Source organism: Pseudomonas salmasensis, assembly GCF_014268375.2.
Classification (GTDB): domain Bacteria; phylum Pseudomonadota; class Gammaproteobacteria; order Pseudomonadales; family Pseudomonadaceae; genus Aquipseudomonas; species Aquipseudomonas salmasensis.
In genome coordinates this window covers 4,240,628-4,255,987 of the sequence record NZ_CP077083.1, presented here as the reverse complement: position 1 = coordinate 4,255,987, position 15,360 = coordinate 4,240,628, and the positions used below count along the sequence as shown (strand labels likewise).

Here is a 15,360-nt window from a genome sequence, read left to right as displayed (position 1 = left end):
GTTCAAGGAATTGATATGTCGCCCTGGCTGACGGTTGTAGGCATCGGTGAAGACGGCTTCAAAGGCCTGGGCAGGAATGCCCGGCATGCCCTGTTGCGCGCCACGCGGATTATAGGTGCTCAGCGCCAGTTGGACCTGCTGCCGCTGTGTATGGGTGGCGAGCGCCAGGTGTGGCCGAGCCCGTTTTCCCTGGAGCCGGTGTTGTCGCGGCGTGGGGAGCCTGTGTGCGTCTTGGCCAGTGGCGACCCGATGTTCTATGGCGTCGGCGCCAGCCTGGCGCGGCACGTGGCTCCTGAGGAGTTGTTGATTTTGCCCGCGCCATCGTCGGTATCCCTGGCGGCGGCGCGCCTGGGCTGGCCGTTGCAGGAGGTGGTGACGTTATCCGTGGTGGCTCGTCCGGTGGCGGCACTTAATGCGCATCTGGCCAGTGGCGTGCGCTTGTTGGTGTTGAGCAATGACGGCAACAGCCCCGCGTTGATTGCGGCGTTGTTGGCCGAGCGCGGTTTTGGCCCCAGCCGCATCCGTGTGTTTGAACACTTGGGCGGCCCGGCTGAACGGCGTATCGACGGGCACGCGCAAGCCTGGGAGCACGCTGCGGTTGCCGATTTGAACCTGGTCGCCATCGACTGCCTGGCAGATGCCCACGCACCGCGCCTGTCGCGTCTTGCCGGCTTGCCGGACTCGGCCTTCAAACACGACGGCCAACTGACCAAACGCGATGTACGCGCCATGACCCTCGCCCGCCTCGCGCCCATGCCGGGCGAACTGCTGTGGGACGTGGGCGCGGGCAGCGGCTCCATCGGTATTGAATGGATGCGCACCCATCCCAGCTGTCGCGCCTTGGCGATTGAAGCCGACACCGGCCGCCAGGGCCTGATCGAACACAACCGCGACACCCTCGGCGTGCCCGGCCTGCAACTGGTTCGCGGCAAGGCGCCGGCTGCATTGCTCGGCCTGGAAGCACCACACGCCATCTTTATCGGCGGCGGCGTCACCCGCGACGGAGTGCTCGACACCTGCTGGCAACAGCTGCGCCCCGGCGGGCGGTTGGTGGCCAATGCCGTGACCCTGCAAAGCGAAATGACCTTGATGAACTGGCGCGCCCAACATGGCGGCGAACTGACCCGCATCCATGTGGCCCAGGCGCAGCCCTTGGGCGAGTTCGATACCTGGCGCCAGGCGTTGCCGATCACGTTGCTGGAAGTGATCAAACCGTTATGAAAAGGATTCTTTTACTGGGCGGCGTCACCGAAGCGCTGGCCATCGCCCGCACCTTGGGGCCGCAGCATATCTACAGCCTGGCCGGCGTGGGCCGTGTGCCAACCGACCTGAACTGCCAGGTTCGCGTCGGGGGTTACGGAGGCGCTGAAGGGTTAGCGCAGTTTATTCGTGACGAACGTATCAGCCTGATCCTTGATGCCACCCATCCGTATGCAGCGCAGATCAGCCAAAACGCGGCCCAGGCGGCGCGATTGAGCGATGTGCCTTGCTGGGCATTGCGCCGCCCGGCCTGGCAGCCGCAGCCGGGGGACGATTGGCGCGAGGTCGCTGACTGGGCCGAGTTGGTCGAAGCGCTCAAACCCTTCAAGCGCCCGCTGTTCACCTTGGGTCGCGAACCCTTGCAGCACCTCGACGAAATCCCCGCCGAGCAGTTCTGGACCTTGCGCGCGCTGGATGTGTATCCGGGCAATGAGCGCTGTGAAGTGATCGGCGCACGCGGGCCGTTCCTCATCGAGGACGAGCGGGCGTTATTCCAAGAACGGCGAATTGATGTGCTGATCAGCAAGAACAGCGGCAGCACCGCCACCGAGCCGAAGCTGGAAGTGGCGCGTGAGCGGGGGGTGCCGGTGTTGGTGTTGAAGCGGCCGGTGTTGGCTCAAGTAGACAGGGAATTCCTGTCGTCTGAAGAAACACTCAGCGCGTTGGCAAATTTCACTCGATGATGCAGGATCGCTCGCTTGCTTGATTAGTAACCTATTTGTTACCTTCAGGACAGCTAATGATTGAGATCGAAGAATACCAACGCGACAACGAGTCCAGTCCGTTCGATGAGTGGTTTTCATCCTTGAGTGTCCCAGCGGCAACTCGAGTTTCAACCGCTTTAGTTCGACTTGAAACAGGCAACACCAGCAACATCAAGTGGTTCGATGGGCTAGGCGAATACCGTATCGACTGGGGACCCGGCTTGCGAATCTATTTGATACGAGAAGGACATCGATTAATCATCCTGTTCGGTGGTGGTGATAAGTCCAGTCAAAAGCGCGATATCAAGGTCGTAAAGTCGCTGATTAATGAGTATCAGCGTGACAAGAAATTGAAACAAAAGAGGTGACCAGCATGGCGCTTACCCGTAGCTACAAACACACCATCGCTGAACGTGCCCAGCGAGACCCTGCATTCGCCCAAGCGCTTCTCGACGAGGCCGCTACGCTATTTCTCAATGGCGAGCCGGAAATATCTCGCGTGATCCTGCGTGATTTAGTCAACGCCACAGTAGGCTTTGAAGGCCTTGCGAAACAAACCGCCAAACCTAGCAAAAGCCTGCACCGAATGCTTTCGGCCAGCGGCAACCCCAGCATGGATAACCTTGCGGCGATTTTTGCCGTGATTAGAAAAGCCCTGGGTGTCGATATGCAGGTCCACGGCGTGCCCGCTGCATAATTTGCAATATAAACCAGCATGAATGCCCAGCAACGTCAGCGGTGCTACAGGCAATCAGAATTCTTTAAACGCCACAATCTCATGTGGGAGAGGGGGCTCGCTCCCGATTGCAGTAGCGCAGCCAGCAAATCAGCAACTGACACACTGCTATCGGGAGCAAGCCCGCTCCCACATTTGTACTGTGTTGCTAGCGGCTTGCGGCGGTCCCAAGCCCGACACCACTGTGCACCCGATCAGCCAGCAACTGCGCCAGCTCGATCAACTGTGCAACACCCAGCAACTCCTCTCGTTTAGGGCCTTCCAGATCAAAGGCCAGGTCGCAACTCAGCGCATTGGCCGAGGCGAGTGTTTCGCTGAGGTTGACCAACAGATCTTCAGTGCTGATTCCATCGGCCACGGTAAATAGCCGGATGGGGGTATTGAGGGTGTTTTTGTTCATTGTGAAGCTCCTTAACGCAAGGGGAGCTTGATCAAGCCGGGCCGCGACGCCCGACCGCTGCGTGTGCAGCGGTGTACGGAGACTAGAGATTGAGTGTCCTAGGGACAACCTCAAAGCCTTGTAAGGCGTTTCTGTTTTCCCCAATGCCTAGCCGAACGGACAGTTGTTTGGCTTTGCGCCTGCCAGCACCATCATTCTTGCGCCATTTGCACGCCATTCCCTTTGCATAAGCCAGTGCCACGACTGTGTTTGAGCCCTCCTGTGCGGATAATAAAAATGCTGCCAGCATTGTTATGCCGTCTTACATCCATCAGAAGTTTAGTGAGACTTACGGTTGGCGAAACAGACGTTAGACGCCGACGATCTTCGTCAGGCGGCAGACAGCAATTTTGATGCTATCAAGCCATACCTCCTGGATCATGGCTTCGCTGAGTCTGATCTCGAGATGGCACGCACCCGAATGCATAAGGTCAACGAAAACCAGGGGTGGTACTAGGATGGAAGCAGTAAACATTGATCGCTTGGTAAAACGCTTGGGACGCACCTACGATGATTTTGTTGCCGAGGGCTTACTTCGTGCCGGGTCAATAAAACCATTATTTGAAAACGGTCAAAACTCCCATTTCATTCATAAACCAGAGCCAGGCGTTGAGCTTTGGTTTTGGGCCGAAACCATGAGATTGGAGCGAATCGTTTTTTGCCTGATTTCACTGGCACAAGGCGAGCCCAAGTATTCCGGTGAACTGCCTGTACCCCTCACCCTCTCAATGAACCAAGACAGCATCCGAAAAACGCTTGGAATGCCACACGAGTCCAAAGGACCAGTGAAATTACCGTTACCGATTGGAGCGTCAGGTGGATGGGATTCCTATCGACTCAGCTTGGAAACGCACTCAAACGCAAGGATTGCCGTGCAATATTTATCCGATAAAACCGTATGTGGTTTAGCGTTCACTTTGGTTGATATGGGCCGCGATTGAACGCGTTAACAGAAAAAGGAGTGACCCATGACTCAATTTAAAGATTTCGATATAGCCGAGCATCTGACGACCCCAGAGGACATGGCGGAGTATCTCGAAGCCTCTTTCGAGGAGGACGCCGGTGACGGATTGCTGATTCGCTCAGCGCTCAACAATATCGCCCGCGCCCAAGGCATGACCCAAATAGCCCGCGACGCCGGCCTCGGACGAGAAAGTCTGTACAAAGCCCTCTCCAGCACGGGCAATCCCGAATTCGCGACTATCATGAAAGTCATGAAGGCTCTGGGCCTCAAGCTCCACGCCACGGCCGTCTGAACCACTGCGACACCAAACCACACCCGCCCTTTTTACTTATCCCCCTCGATCAGGCTAAATACCCGCCTGATCGTTTAACCCTACGGATTATCCGCCATGGCCCGTCAACGCTTTGCAATTGCCTGGATCGCCTGCCTTGCAGTGCTGTTCAATGCGTTTGCCATGCCGTTGGCCAGTGCGATGCAGCAGACGGACGACCCGATCAAGCGTCTGATGTGGGGCGGGTTCTGTTCGTCCAATGGCGCCAGCCTCAAGGCGATTGCCCTGGGCAAGCTGGAAATCCCGGCGCCGCCGGATGATCACTCGGCTATGCAGCATTGCTGGTGTTGCTCGGGTTCGGCGCCCTTGGTGGCGTTGCCGGGGCATGTGCCGCAGTTGTATGTGACGCGCTTCGAGGCGGTGCAGAGCCTGCCGCCGCGCTTATTGCGCAATCCCACCCCGCGCCAGCAATGGCCGAGCCTTAACCCGCGCGCCTCTCCAACGGTCTGATTTTCTTCGCAAGTGAACTGCGTTTAGAACCGTTCTGGAGAACTGCCATGCTTAAATCTTCCCTGCTTCTGGCTGCGTTGCTGCTGCCGGTGTTCAGTGCTGCCAATGCCGAGGACTACAAGGCCGGCGACTTGGAGGTCAGCAATCCCTGGTCCCAGGAATTGCCGCCGAATGCGCCCACCGTCGCGGCCTATTTTGTGATTCATAACACCGGGGCTACCCCGGATCGCCTGCTCAGCGTTGAAACCAGCGTCGCCGAAAAAGCCGAGCTGCATGAACATGTAATGCAGGGCGACTTGATGAAGATGCAACAAGTGCCCAGTGTCGCCGTACCGGCCAAGGGTGAGTTGACCTTCGCACCGATGGCCTATCACGTGATGTTGCTGGGCCTCAAAGACCGCAGCCTGTTGGCCGATGGCAAGCAATTCCCGCTGACCCTGACCTTCGAGAAAGCCGGCAAGGTCGAGGTGCAAGTGTCGGTGCACAAAGCGCCACCGATGGCTGGCCACGAGCATATGCACGCTCAGTAAGCCAACCTCGATGGGCGCCCCTCGCGCCAGGTTGTCTTTCCACTACCGCGTAAAGCGCGGCAGTTGGATCAGCCTGTTCGCCATGCTGATGATCTTTATCGGTCCGCTGATTTCCCAGGCGATGCCGATGGATCATCACGCCGGTATGTCCATGGAAATGCCCATGGAGATGCCGAGCGACCACGGCGAATCCCATCACACCAAAGCCCCCGCCGAACACCACGCACTCTGGGCCAAGTGCGGCTATTGCGACCTGCTATTCAGCTGCCCGGCCCTGCCCGGCAGCGTCTCCTACGTAACCCTCGGCACCCCGCCGCCCGCCAACGCCCTCACCCCCGCCACGCGCCTGGGCCATGCCCGGCAGAGCATCTTCCCCGGCGCCCGTAGCCGTGCGCCGCCCATCGCTTCGTAAGCCCTTCACAGCGTTACTTCACCCCGGCCGACTTTAGACAGACAGCCGCAGGCTGCTGGCCGTGTTGTTTACGATTGATTGATGGAATTTGTCATGTCCAGGTTTTCTGCTGACACCCGTTTGGGAAGTACTGCCCTGCTCACCGCGTTATGCGGCGCACTATTGGCTGCCCACGCTCACGCCGACGAGCATGAGCTGAGCCCCACGGTCATCACCGCGATTGCCCCCAGCTCGCCGCTGACCGTGGTCACCAACCCCAAAGACCCACGCCAACCGGTGCCCGCCAGCGATGGCGGCGACTACCTCAAGACCATCCCCGGCTTCGCCCTGGTGCGCAACGGCGGCACCAATGGCGACCCGGTGCTGCGCGGCATGTTCGGCTCGCGCCTGAATATCCTCACCAACGGCGGCATGATGCTCGGCGCCTGCCCAGGCCGTATGGATGCGCCAACTTCGTATATTTCGCCGGAAACCTACGACAAGCTCACCGTGATCAAAGGCCCGCAAACCGTGCTCTGGGGCCCGGGCGCGTCTGCCGGCACCATCCTGTTCGAGCGTGAGCCGGAGCAGTTCGGCGAGCTGGGCACGCGGGTCAACGCCAGCGTATTGGCCGGCTCCAACGGGCGTTTCGACAAGGTCATCGATGCCGCTGCCGGCGGGCCATTGGGCTACGTGCGGGTGATCGGCAACCAGGCCCACGCCGACGATTACAAGGACGGCAACAACGACACCGTCGCCTCGCGCTATGACAAGTGGAACGGTGACGTAGCCGTGGGTTTCACGCCCGACGCCGATACCCTGCTGGAACTCACCGCCGGGCGTGGCGACGGCGAGGCGCGCTACGCCGGGCGCGGCATGGATGGCTCGCAATTCCTGCGCGAAAGCCTGGGGCTGCGTTTCGAGAAGTCCAATATCGGCGAGGTGCTGGATAAGGTCGAGGCGCAGGTCTATTACAACTACGCCGACCATGTGATGGACAACTACAGCCTGCGCGTCCCTTCGGGCACCGGAAGGATGGCGGGGCCCATGGCGTCCAACGTGGACCGCCGCACCCTCGGCGCACGTATCAAGGCGACCTGGCGCTGGGCCGATGTGCAATTGATCAGCGGCCTGGATGCACAGACCAATGAACACCGTGCGCGCAGCGGCATGGGCATCGACACCTATAAGGATGCGCCGCGTAACAAGGACGCCAATTTCCACAACTACGGTGTGTTCGGCGAACTGACCTGGTACGCCGCCGACAACGATCGCCTGATCACCGGCGCACGCCTGGACCGCGCCTCGGCCAAGGACTTCCGTCAACGCACCGGCTCGGGAATGATGTCGCGCCCGAACCCGACTGCCGGCGACACCCGCGCCGATACGTTGCCCTCGGGCTTTGTGCGCTATGAACACGACCTGGCGAACAGCCCCACCACGCTGTATGCCGGCCTGGGCCACGCGGAACGTTTCCCGGATTACTGGGAGCTGTTTTCCCCCAACACCGGCGCGGCCGGTTCGGTGAATGCCTTCGACGGCGTGAAACCGGAGAAAACCACCCAGCTCGACTTCGGCGCCCAGTACAAGCGCGCCGACCTGGAAGCCTGGGCCTCGGCCTACGTCGGCCAGGTGCGCGACTTCATTCTGTTCGACTACAGGCCCGGCATGATGGGCACCACCTCCCAGGCGCGCAATGTGGACGCACGCATCATGGGCGGCGAACTGGGCGCGGCGTACAAGCTGAGCCAACACTGGAAAGCCGACGCCAGCCTGGCCTATGCCTGGGGCAAGAACAGCAGCGACGGCAAGGCCCTGCCACAAATACCACCGCTGGACACGCGCCTGGGCCTGACCTACAGCGAAGACGATTGGAGCGCTGGTGCGTTGTGGAGGGTGGTTGCGGCGCAACACCGTATCGACCCGAACAAGGGCAACGTGGTCGGCAAGGACTACGACAAAAGTGGCGGCTTTGGCGTGTTCTCGCTGAACGCGGCGTACCGCATCAACAAGCACTTCAAGGTCAGTACCGGGGTCGACAATTTGTTTGGCAAGGCTTATGCCGAGCACTTGAACCTGGCCGGTAACGCAGGCTTCGGTTACCCAGCCAACGACCCGCAGGCCATCAAGGAACCGGGGCGTACGCTCTGGACCAAGGTGGACATGAGCTTCTAAACAGAGCCCTGTAGGAGCGAGCTTGCTCGCGAAAAACGTCAACGATAACGCAGCGCGCTCAGGTTTTTCGCGGGCAAGCCCGCTCCTACAGTTTTCAGCGCTCACGACCCAACACATAACAAGCCTTGCGGAGCCCCTGATGACCACACAAAAAATCTCCTTCTACAACCTGGCCTGGCGCTGGCATTTCTACGCCGGCCTCTTCGTCGCCCCCTTCATGGTGCTGCTGGCCCTCACCGGTATCATCTACCTGTTCAAACCCCAACTCGACCCGCTGATGTACGGCCACCTGCTCACCGTGCCCGCCGCCGAACACGCGCTGAGCGCCGACGAGCAACTGCAGCGCGCCCAGGCCGCCTACCCCCACGCCGCGATCAGCAAATACCTGCCGCCTGCCGACGCCACGCGCAGCGCGCAGTTTGTGATGCGCAACGACGCCCACGAAGTGACGGTGTTCATCGACCCGTATCGCGGCACCGTCCTCGGCGAGCAAGACGCAAACAACAACCTGCAAGCCATCGTCCGCGCCCTGCACGGCGAGCTGATGATCGGCACCGTCGGTGATCGCCTGATCGAACTCGCCGCTGGCTGGGGCGTGATGCTGGTGGTGTCCGGCCTGTACCTGTGGTGGCCGCGGGGCAAGTCTTCGGCCGGGGTGTTGTGGCCGCGCTTCGGCAGCCGTGGCCGCTTGTTCTGGCGTGACCTGCACGCTGTCGCCGGGTTCTGGGGCGCGGCGTTCCTGCTGGTGATGCTGCTCAGCGGCATGACCTGGACCGGCTTCTGGGGCAAGCAATACGCCGACCTGTGGAACACCTTCCCGGCAGCGATGTGGAACAACGTGCCGCAGTCCGACCAGCAGGCCCGTGCGCTCAACACCGCCACCCAGCAAACCGTGCCCTGGGCCCTGGAAAACACGCCGATGCCAATGTCCGGCGCCCACGCCGAACATATGAATCACGGCGCGATGCACGCAGGCCCGGCTGCACCCACCGTACGCCTGCAACAGGTGGTCGACCTGGCCAACGCGCGCAAGGTCGAACCCGGCTACAGCATCACCTTCCCCACCACCGCCACCGGCGTATTCACCGTCGCGGTGTTCGCCGACGACCCGCGCAACGACGCCACCCTGCACGTGGACCAGTACACCGGCAAGGTCCTGGCCGATGTGCGTTGGGATCATTACAACCTGGTCGCACGCGCCACCGAGACCGGCGTGATGCTGCACGAGGGCAAGATGTTCGGCTGGGTCAACCAACTGATCGTGCTGGTGATCTGCCTGATGATCCTGCTCAGCGCGGTCAGTGGCGTGGTGATCTGGTGGAAGCGCCGGCCACAGGGTGGGCTGGGTGTACCGCCGCTGCGCCACGACCTGCCCAAGTGGAAAACCGCGATGGCGATCATGCTTGGGCTTGCGATCATTTTCCCGTTGGTAGGGGCTTCGTTGGTCTTGGTGTGGGCGCTGGATCGGTTGCTGCTGTCACGCATTAGCGCAACCGCCTGACGCATTGTCGCGCAACGCCCTCTTTTGAAGCCTGCCGTGCACTCAACGGCCTGCGTGGCGCCAACCTGGTGCGCCACGGAGCGGCTTTACCTCCTGAACCCGCCGGTAAACCCGTGTCTGGCGTAGCAGGCACAGCCCTTGCAAAGCCCTGTGTATCTGCCCCACAACAATTATCGGTACACGGAGATCGCACCATGAAGCGTCGCAGCTTGATCAAGGCTTTCACTTTGTCGGCATCCATTGCCGCCATGGGTTTGACCTGGACCGTCCAGGCCGCCGAGACCATCAAGGTCGGCATCCTGCACTCGTTGTCCGGGACCATGGCGATCTCCGAAACCTCGCTCAAAGACATGGCGCTGATGACCATCGACGAGATCAACGCCAAGGGTGGGGTGAACGGCAAGATGCTCGAACCGGTGGTGGTAGACCCAGCGTCCAACTGGCCGCTGTTCGCCGAGAAAGGCCGGCAACTGCTGACCCAGGACAAGGTGGCCGTGGTGTTCGGCTGCTGGACCTCGGTGTCGCGTAAATCGGTGTTGCCGGTGTTTGAAGAACTCAACGGCTTGCTGTTCTACCCGGTGCAGTACGAAGGCGAAGAGATGTCGCCCAACGTGTTCTATACCGGTGCGGCGCCGAACCAGCAGGCAATCCCGGCGGTGGAATACCTGATGAGCGAAGAAGGCGGCAGCGCCAAGCGTTTCTTCCTGCTCGGCACCGACTACGTGTACCCGCGCACCACCAACAAGATCCTGCGCTCGTTCCTGCATTCCAAAGGCGTGGCGGATAAAGACATCGAAGAGGTCTACACCCCGTTCGGCCACGCCGATTACCAGACCATCGTCGCCAACATCAAGAAGTTCTCCGCCGGCGGCAAGACCGCGGTGATCTCCACCGTCAATGGCGACTCCAACGTGCCGTTCTACAAAGAGCTGGCCAACCAAGGCTTGAAAGCCACCGAGGTACCGGTGGTGGCGTTCTCGGTGGGTGAAGAAGAACTGCGTGGCATCGACACCAAGCCGTTGGTGGGCAACCTCGCGGCCTGGAACTACTTCCAGTCGGTGGAGAACCCGGTAAACCAGAAGTTCGTGGCCGACTGGAAAGCCTACGCCAAGAAACACAACCTGCCGGGCGCCGACAAAGCCGTGACCAACGACCCGATGGAAGCCACCTATGTGGGCATTCATATGTGGGCGCAGGCGGCGGAAAAAGCCAAGTCCACCGACGTCGACAAAGTGCGTGAAGCCCTGGGCGGCCAGACCTTCGCCGCGCCGTCGGGCTTCACCCTGACCATGGACAAGACCAACCACCACCTGCACAAGCCGGTGATGATCGGTGAGATCCAGGCCGACGGGCAGTTTTCGGTGGTGTGGCAGACCCAAGCGCCAATTCGTGCACAGCCGTGGAGCCCTTACATTCCGGGCAATGACAAAAAGCCGGACTATGCCGTGAAGAGCAACTAAAGCCCACCACAGCTCGAATGTGGGACATGGTCACTGTGGGAGCTGGCTTGCCTGCGATGCAAACAACTCGGTGTGCCTGACACACCGCAGCGATGCCATCGCAGGCAAGCCAGCTCCCACACACAGCCTGCTCCCACACTGTCCCCGCATGACCAGGACATTTTTGTATGCCCACTGCCCTCCACCGCCTCATCCTCGCCCTGCTGCTGTTGCTGCCCTTGGGCGCACACGCCAGCGACGCCGAAGACTTCCTGGCCGCCAACCCGGTGCAGCAAGCCAAACTCCTGCAGGACTGGGCCGCCAACCCCGCCCCTGCACGTATCGAGTTGGTGGACGCCCTTGAGCAAGGCCAACTCACGCTCAACGGCGAAACCAAGACCGTGCGCCTGAACAACCGCCTGCGCGGCTTGATCAATAACGTGCAAGCCAGCCAGCAACTGCTCGCCGCCGACCCCAAGGTGCGCCTGGAGGCAGCGCGCACCCTGCAAAAAAGCGCGGTGCCTGCACAACTGAAATTCCTCGACCAGCAGGTCGCCGCCGAGACGGATGAGCAGGTGCACAGCGCCCTCAGCCTGGCCCTGGCCAACCTGCAACTGGTCGACCCTGACCCGGTGGTGCGCCTGGCGGCCGTGCGCTTGCTCGGCAGCACGGGCGACCCGCTCGCGCGCACGCGCCTTGAAGCGCTGCTGGCGCCAGGCGTGGAAGCCGACGCCGCCGTGCACACCGCTGCTGAAACCAGCCTGGCCCAGGTCAAACGCAAACTGATGATGGGTGAGATCCTCGGCCAGGCGTTCAGCGGCATGTCCCTGGGCTCGATCCTGCTGCTGGCGGCCCTGGGCCTGGCGATCACCTTCGGCTTGCTCGGCGTGATCAATATGGCCCACGGCGAGATGCTGATGCTCGGCGCTTACTCCACCTATGTGGTGCAGTTGATGATGCAGCGCTATGTACCCCAGGCCATCGAGTTCTACCCGTTGATCGCGTTGCCGGTGGCGTTCTTTGTCACTGCGGCCATCGGCATGGCGCTGGAACGCACAGTCATCCGTCACCTGTATGGCCGCCCCCTGGAAACTCTGCTCGCCACCTGGGGCATCAGCCTGATGCTGATCCAGTTGGTGCGCCTGGTGTTCGGTGCGCAGAACGTCGAAGTGTCGAACCCGGCCTGGCTGTCCGGCGGCATCCAGGTGCTGCCCAACCTGGTGCTGCCGTACAACCGCATCGTCATCATCGCCTTCGCGCTGTTCGTGGTGGTGCTCACCTGGCTGCTGCTGAACAAGACGCGCCTGGGCCTCAACGTGCGCGCCGTCACCCAGAACCGCAACATGGCCGCCTGCTGCGGCGTGCCCACAGGGCGTGTGGACATGCTCGCCTTCGGCCTCGGTTCCGGCATCGCGGGCCTTGGCGGCGTGGCGCTGAGCCAGATCGGCAACGTCGGCCCGGACCTGGGCCAGAGCTACATCATCGACTCGTTCCTGGTGGTGGTGCTCGGCGGTGTCGGCCAGTTGGCCGGTAGTGTCATGGCCGCCTTTGGCTTAGGGATCGCCAACAAGATCCTCGAACCCCAGATCGGCGCCGTGCTCGGCAAGATCCTGATCCTCGCGCTGATCATTCTGTTTATCCAGAAACGCCCGCAAGGACTCTTCGCACTGAAAGGACGGGTGATCGACTGATGAACCAGCCATTGATGCTTACGGCCACGCAAAAGGCCGGCCCCAAAGTCACGATTGCAGTCGGTGCGGTCATCCTGCTCCTGCTGCTGGCGTTGCCCCTGTGTTCGCTATTGTCTGCCGACAACCCGCTGCATGTGTCGGCCTACACCTTGACCCTGGTGGGCAAGATCCTCTGCTACGCCATCGTCGCCCTGGCGCTGGACCTGGTGTGGGGTTACGCCGGAATGTTATCCCTGGGCCACGGTTTGTTCTTCGCACTGGGCGGCTACGCCATGGGCATGTACTTGATGCGCCAGGCGTCGGGCGATGAGTTGCCGGCGTTCATGACCTTCTTGTCCTGGACCGAATTACCCTGGTACTGGGCCGGCACCGACCACTTCCTCTGGGCGTTGTGCCTGGTGGTCCTGGCCCCCGGTTTGCTGGCCTTGGTGTTCGGTTTCTTCGCCTTCCGCTCGCGGATCAAGGGCGTGTATTTCTCGATCATGACCCAGGCCCTGACGTTCGCGGGGATGCTGTTGTTCTTTCGCAACGAGACCGGGTTTGGCGGCAACAACGGCTTTACCAACTTCCGCAGCATCTTAGGTTTTGGCATCACTGAACCGGGCACGCGGGCGGTGTTGTTTATCGCCACGGTGCTGTTGCTGGTGGCCAGCCTCTACATTGGCTGGCGCCTGGCGAAGAGCAAGTTCGGGCGTGTGCTCACCGCCCTGCGCGATGCCGAGAACCGCCTGATGTTCTGCGGTTACGACCCACGCGGTTTCAAGCTGTTCGTGTGGGTGTTGAGCGCGGTGTTGTGCGGCCTTGCCGGCGCGCTGTATGTGCCGCAGGTGGGCATCATCAACCCCAGCGAAATGTCACCGACCAACTCCATCGAAGCCGCCGTGTGGGTGGCGCTGGGCGGGCGTGGCACGCTGATCGGGCCGCTGCTCGGCGCCGGTGTGGTCAATGGCATGAAAAGCTGGTTCACCGTGGCCTTCCCCGAGTACTGGCTGTTCTTCCTGGGGGCGCTGTTCATCATCGTCACCCTGTACCTGCCCAAGGGCGTTATCGGCCTGCTGAAGAAATGAGGAACGTCATGCTTGAACCTATTTTCGATGCAGGCAGCGGCCGCGATGCGATTGGCATCGGCCAGGTCGCGGGCAAAGGGCTCAACACTCGTCACGGCACCATTCTGACCCTGGAAGATATCAGCGTCAGCTTTGACGGTTTCAAGGCCCTCAACGACCTGAACCTGTACATCGGCGTGGGCGAATTGCGCTGCATCATCGGCCCCAACGGCGCGGGCAAGACCACGCTGATGGACGTGATCACCGGCAAGACCCGGCCCAGCCACGGCAAGGCCTGGTTTGGCGAAACCCTGGACCTGACCCGCATGAGCGAAGTGCAGATCGCCCAGGCCGGCATCGGGCGCAAGTTCCAGAAGCCCACGGTGTTCGAAGCCCTCAGCGTGTTCGAAAACCTGGAGCTGGCGCAGAAGACTGACAAGTCGGTGTGGGCCAGCCTGCGTGCGCGCCTGAGTGGCGAGCAAAATGACCGCATCGCAGAAGTGCTCGACACCATCCGCCTCACCGCCTCGGTGCATCGCCCCGCCGGTTTGCTGTCCCACGGCCAGAAGCAGTTCCTGGAAATCGGCATGCTGCTGATGCAAGACCCGCAACTGTTGCTACTGGATGAACCGGTGGCAGGCATGACCGACGCCGAGACCGAGTTCACCGCCGAGCTGTTCAAACGCCTGGCCGGCAAGCACTCGTTGATGGTGGTGGAACATGACATGGGGTTTGTCGGCTCGATTGCCGACCATGTGACCGTGTTGCACCAGGGCAGCGTGCTGGCCGAAGGGTCGCTGGAGCAGGTGCAGGAAAACGAGCGGGTGATCGAGGTCTACCTCGGTCGCTAAGATGGTTTTCCTGTAGGAGCGAGCTTGCTCGCGAAGATCGTCAACGATAACGCGGGCATCCTGAATGCACGCGGTGCCCTCAGGTTTTTCGCGAGCAAGCTCGCTCCTACAGGGGTTTGAGGAGGTTTTGAGAATGCTGCAAGTCGACAAGCTGCACCAATACTACGGCGGTAGCCACATCCTGCGTGGGCTGTCTTTTGATGTGAAAATCGGCGAAGTCACCTGCCTGCTCGGGCGTAACGGCGTGGGTAAGACCACCCTGCTCAAGTGCCTGATGGGCCTGTTGCCGGCCAAGGAAGGCGCGGTGAACTGGGAAGGCAAGGCCATCACCGGTTTCAAGCCGCACCAGCGTGTGCATGCCGGCATCGCCTACGTGCCCCAGGGCCGGGAGATATTCGCGCGGCTCACGGTGGAAGAAAACCTGCTGATGGGACTGTCGCGCTTCCCCGGCTCCGAAGCCAAAGAGGTGCCGACTTTCATCTACGAACTGTTCCCGGTGCTGCTGCAAATGAAGCATCGGCGCGGCGGTGACTTGTCCGGCGGGCAGCAGCAACAGTTGGCGATTGGCCGTGCCCTGGCGAGCCGCCCGCGCCTGTTGATTCTCGATGAGCCCACCGAAGGCATCCAGCCGTCGGTGATCAAGGAAATCGGCGCGGTGATCAAGAAGCTCGCGGAGCGCGGTGACATGGCGATTTTGTTGGTGGAGCAGTTCTATGACTTTGCCGCTGAGCTGGCAGACCAGTACCTGGTGATGTCCCGTGGCGAAATCGTGCAGCAAGGCCGTGGTGAAAATATGGAAAGCGACGGTGTGCGCGGGCTGGTAACCATCTAATCTGTAGCCTCCTAACGATA

17 protein-coding genes and 1 pseudogene are annotated in these 15,360 nt (G+C 61.1%); 17 read left to right on the top strand and 1 reads right to left on the bottom strand.

Features of this window, described 5'->3' with window-relative positions:
- The first annotated feature begins 15 nt into the window (after positions 1–15).
- From cbiE to HU731_RS19005, 4 genes are read left to right on the top strand one after another with little or no spacing between them, the layout of a single operon-like run.
- Positions 16–1,221, top strand: a complete 1,206-nt coding sequence (gene cbiE, locus HU731_RS19020; protein ID WP_186608307.1) for a precorrin-6y C5,15-methyltransferase (decarboxylating) subunit CbiE — start codon at positions 16–18, stop codon at positions 1,219–1,221.
- A complete protein-coding gene (locus tag HU731_RS19015; RefSeq protein ID WP_186608306.1) occupies positions 1,218–1,943 on the top strand; it encodes a cobalt-precorrin-6A reductase in 726 nt (241 codons plus the stop codon). Before cbiE ends, HU731_RS19015 begins: the two co-directional genes overlap by 4 nt.
- A 56-nt stretch (positions 1,944–1,999) precedes the next feature.
- Positions 2,000–2,332 carry a type II toxin-antitoxin system RelE/ParE family toxin gene (locus HU731_RS19010; RefSeq protein ID WP_161904911.1) on the top strand — a complete coding sequence of 111 codons (333 nt, stop codon included), beginning with the start codon at positions 2,000–2,002 and terminating at the stop codon, positions 2,330–2,332.
- 5 nt (positions 2,333–2,337) lie between these two features.
- On the top strand, positions 2,338–2,661 hold the full coding sequence (locus HU731_RS19005; protein WP_014716718.1) for a helix-turn-helix domain-containing transcriptional regulator: 324 nt from the start codon (positions 2,338–2,340) through the stop codon (positions 2,659–2,661).
- 187 nt (positions 2,662–2,848) lie between these two features.
- On the opposite strand, the gene HU731_RS19000 is transcribed toward HU731_RS19005, so the two are convergent.
- On the bottom strand, positions 2,849–3,100 hold the full coding sequence (locus HU731_RS19000; RefSeq protein ID WP_186608305.1) for a DUF6124 family protein: 252 nt from the start codon (positions 3,098–3,100) through the stop codon (positions 2,849–2,851).
- Between the two features lie 497 nt (positions 3,101–3,597).
- On the opposite strand from HU731_RS19000, the gene HU731_RS18995 reads away from it, so the two are divergent.
- From HU731_RS18995 to urtE, 13 genes and pseudogenes are all read left to right on the top strand, one after another.
- A complete protein-coding gene (locus HU731_RS18995; RefSeq protein WP_073524959.1) occupies positions 3,598–4,080 on the top strand; it encodes a DUF6392 family protein in 483 nt (160 codons plus the stop codon).
- Between the two features lie 27 nt (positions 4,081–4,107).
- On the top strand, positions 4,108–4,395 hold the full coding sequence (locus HU731_RS18990) for an addiction module antidote protein (RefSeq protein WP_032893775.1): 288 nt from the start codon (positions 4,108–4,110) through the stop codon (positions 4,393–4,395).
- Positions 4,396–4,491: 96 nt separating this feature from the next.
- A complete protein-coding gene (locus HU731_RS18985) occupies positions 4,492–4,884 on the top strand; it encodes a DUF2946 domain-containing protein (protein ID WP_003188156.1) in 393 nt (130 codons plus the stop codon).
- A gap of 47 nt (positions 4,885–4,931) precedes the next feature.
- Complete coding sequence (locus HU731_RS18980) at positions 4,932–5,414, top strand: copper chaperone PCu(A)C (RefSeq protein WP_069558192.1); 483 nt, start codon at positions 4,932–4,934, stop codon at positions 5,412–5,414.
- Positions 5,415–5,424: 10 nt separating this feature from the next.
- Positions 5,425–5,826 carry a DUF2946 domain-containing protein gene (locus HU731_RS18975; protein WP_186608304.1) on the top strand — a complete coding sequence of 134 codons (402 nt, stop codon included), beginning with the start codon at positions 5,425–5,427 and terminating at the stop codon, positions 5,824–5,826.
- Between the two features lie 93 nt (positions 5,827–5,919).
- Positions 5,920–7,980, top strand: a complete 2,061-nt coding sequence (locus tag HU731_RS18970; RefSeq protein ID WP_186608303.1) for a TonB-dependent copper receptor — start codon at positions 5,920–5,922, stop codon at positions 7,978–7,980.
- Between the two features lie 139 nt (positions 7,981–8,119).
- Positions 8,120–9,481 carry a PepSY-associated TM helix domain-containing protein gene (locus HU731_RS18965; RefSeq protein WP_186608302.1) on the top strand — a complete coding sequence of 454 codons (1,362 nt, stop codon included), beginning with the start codon at positions 8,120–8,122 and terminating at the stop codon, positions 9,479–9,481.
- Between the two features lie 194 nt (positions 9,482–9,675).
- Entirely contained in the window at positions 9,676–10,941 is a 1,266-nt protein-coding gene (gene urtA / locus HU731_RS18960) for an urea ABC transporter substrate-binding protein (protein ID WP_186608301.1), read from the top strand.
- 167 nt (positions 10,942–11,108) lie between these two features.
- Complete coding sequence (gene urtB / locus HU731_RS18955; RefSeq protein WP_186608300.1) at positions 11,109–12,611, top strand: urea ABC transporter permease subunit UrtB; 1,503 nt, start codon at positions 11,109–11,111, stop codon at positions 12,609–12,611.
- The gene (gene urtC, locus HU731_RS18950; RefSeq protein WP_186608299.1) at positions 12,611–13,678 is read left to right on the top strand and encodes an urea ABC transporter permease subunit UrtC; all 1,068 of its coding nucleotides are present in this window, start codon (positions 12,611–12,613) and stop codon (positions 13,676–13,678) included. Before urtB ends, urtC begins: the two co-directional genes overlap by 1 nt.
- Complete coding sequence (gene urtD / locus HU731_RS18945; protein WP_186608298.1) at positions 13,675–14,508, top strand: urea ABC transporter ATP-binding protein UrtD; 834 nt, start codon at positions 13,675–13,677, stop codon at positions 14,506–14,508. The genes urtC and urtD overlap by 4 nt, the downstream gene beginning before the upstream one ends.
- A 24-nt stretch (positions 14,509–14,532) precedes the next feature.
- Positions 14,533–14,619 (top strand): annotated as a pseudogene (locus HU731_RS28555) (outer membrane lipoprotein carrier protein LolA); the annotation flags it as partial.
- Positions 14,620–14,641: 22 nt separating this feature from the next.
- Complete coding sequence (gene urtE / locus HU731_RS18940) at positions 14,642–15,340, top strand: urea ABC transporter ATP-binding subunit UrtE (RefSeq protein ID WP_186608297.1); 699 nt, start codon at positions 14,642–14,644, stop codon at positions 15,338–15,340.
- Positions 15,341–15,360 lie beyond the last annotated feature (20 nt).

Excerpts from the sequence above, each read along its gene's own strand:
- cbiE (WP_186608307.1), top strand. The coding sequence starts at position 16 with ATGTCGCCCTGGCTGACGGTTGTAGGCATCGGTGAAGACGGCTTCAAA.
- HU731_RS19015 (WP_186608306.1), top strand. The coding sequence starts at position 1,218 with ATGAAAAGGATTCTTTTACTGGGCGGCGTCACCGAAGCGCTGGCCATC.
- HU731_RS19010 (WP_161904911.1), top strand. The coding sequence starts at position 2,000 with ATGATTGAGATCGAAGAATACCAACGCGACAACGAGTCCAGTCCGTTC.
- HU731_RS19005 (WP_014716718.1), top strand. The coding sequence starts at position 2,338 with ATGGCGCTTACCCGTAGCTACAAACACACCATCGCTGAACGTGCCCAG.
- HU731_RS19000 (WP_186608305.1), bottom strand. The coding sequence starts at position 3,100 with ATGAACAAAAACACCCTCAATACCCCCATCCGGCTATTTACCGTGGCC.
- HU731_RS18995 (WP_073524959.1), top strand. The coding sequence starts at position 3,598 with ATGGAAGCAGTAAACATTGATCGCTTGGTAAAACGCTTGGGACGCACC.
- HU731_RS18990 (WP_032893775.1), top strand. The coding sequence starts at position 4,108 with ATGACTCAATTTAAAGATTTCGATATAGCCGAGCATCTGACGACCCCA.
- HU731_RS18985 (WP_003188156.1), top strand. The coding sequence starts at position 4,492 with ATGGCCCGTCAACGCTTTGCAATTGCCTGGATCGCCTGCCTTGCAGTG.
- HU731_RS18980 (WP_069558192.1), top strand. The coding sequence starts at position 4,932 with ATGCTTAAATCTTCCCTGCTTCTGGCTGCGTTGCTGCTGCCGGTGTTC.
- HU731_RS18975 (WP_186608304.1), top strand. The coding sequence starts at position 5,425 with ATGGGCGCCCCTCGCGCCAGGTTGTCTTTCCACTACCGCGTAAAGCGC.
- HU731_RS18970 (WP_186608303.1), top strand. The coding sequence starts at position 5,920 with ATGTCCAGGTTTTCTGCTGACACCCGTTTGGGAAGTACTGCCCTGCTC.
- HU731_RS18965 (WP_186608302.1), top strand. The coding sequence starts at position 8,120 with ATGACCACACAAAAAATCTCCTTCTACAACCTGGCCTGGCGCTGGCAT.
- urtA (WP_186608301.1), top strand. The coding sequence starts at position 9,676 with ATGAAGCGTCGCAGCTTGATCAAGGCTTTCACTTTGTCGGCATCCATT.
- urtB (WP_186608300.1), top strand. The coding sequence starts at position 11,109 with ATGCCCACTGCCCTCCACCGCCTCATCCTCGCCCTGCTGCTGTTGCTG.
- urtC (WP_186608299.1), top strand. The coding sequence starts at position 12,611 with ATGAACCAGCCATTGATGCTTACGGCCACGCAAAAGGCCGGCCCCAAA.
- urtD (WP_186608298.1), top strand. The coding sequence starts at position 13,675 with ATGAGGAACGTCATGCTTGAACCTATTTTCGATGCAGGCAGCGGCCGC.
- urtE (WP_186608297.1), top strand. The coding sequence starts at position 14,642 with ATGCTGCAAGTCGACAAGCTGCACCAATACTACGGCGGTAGCCACATC.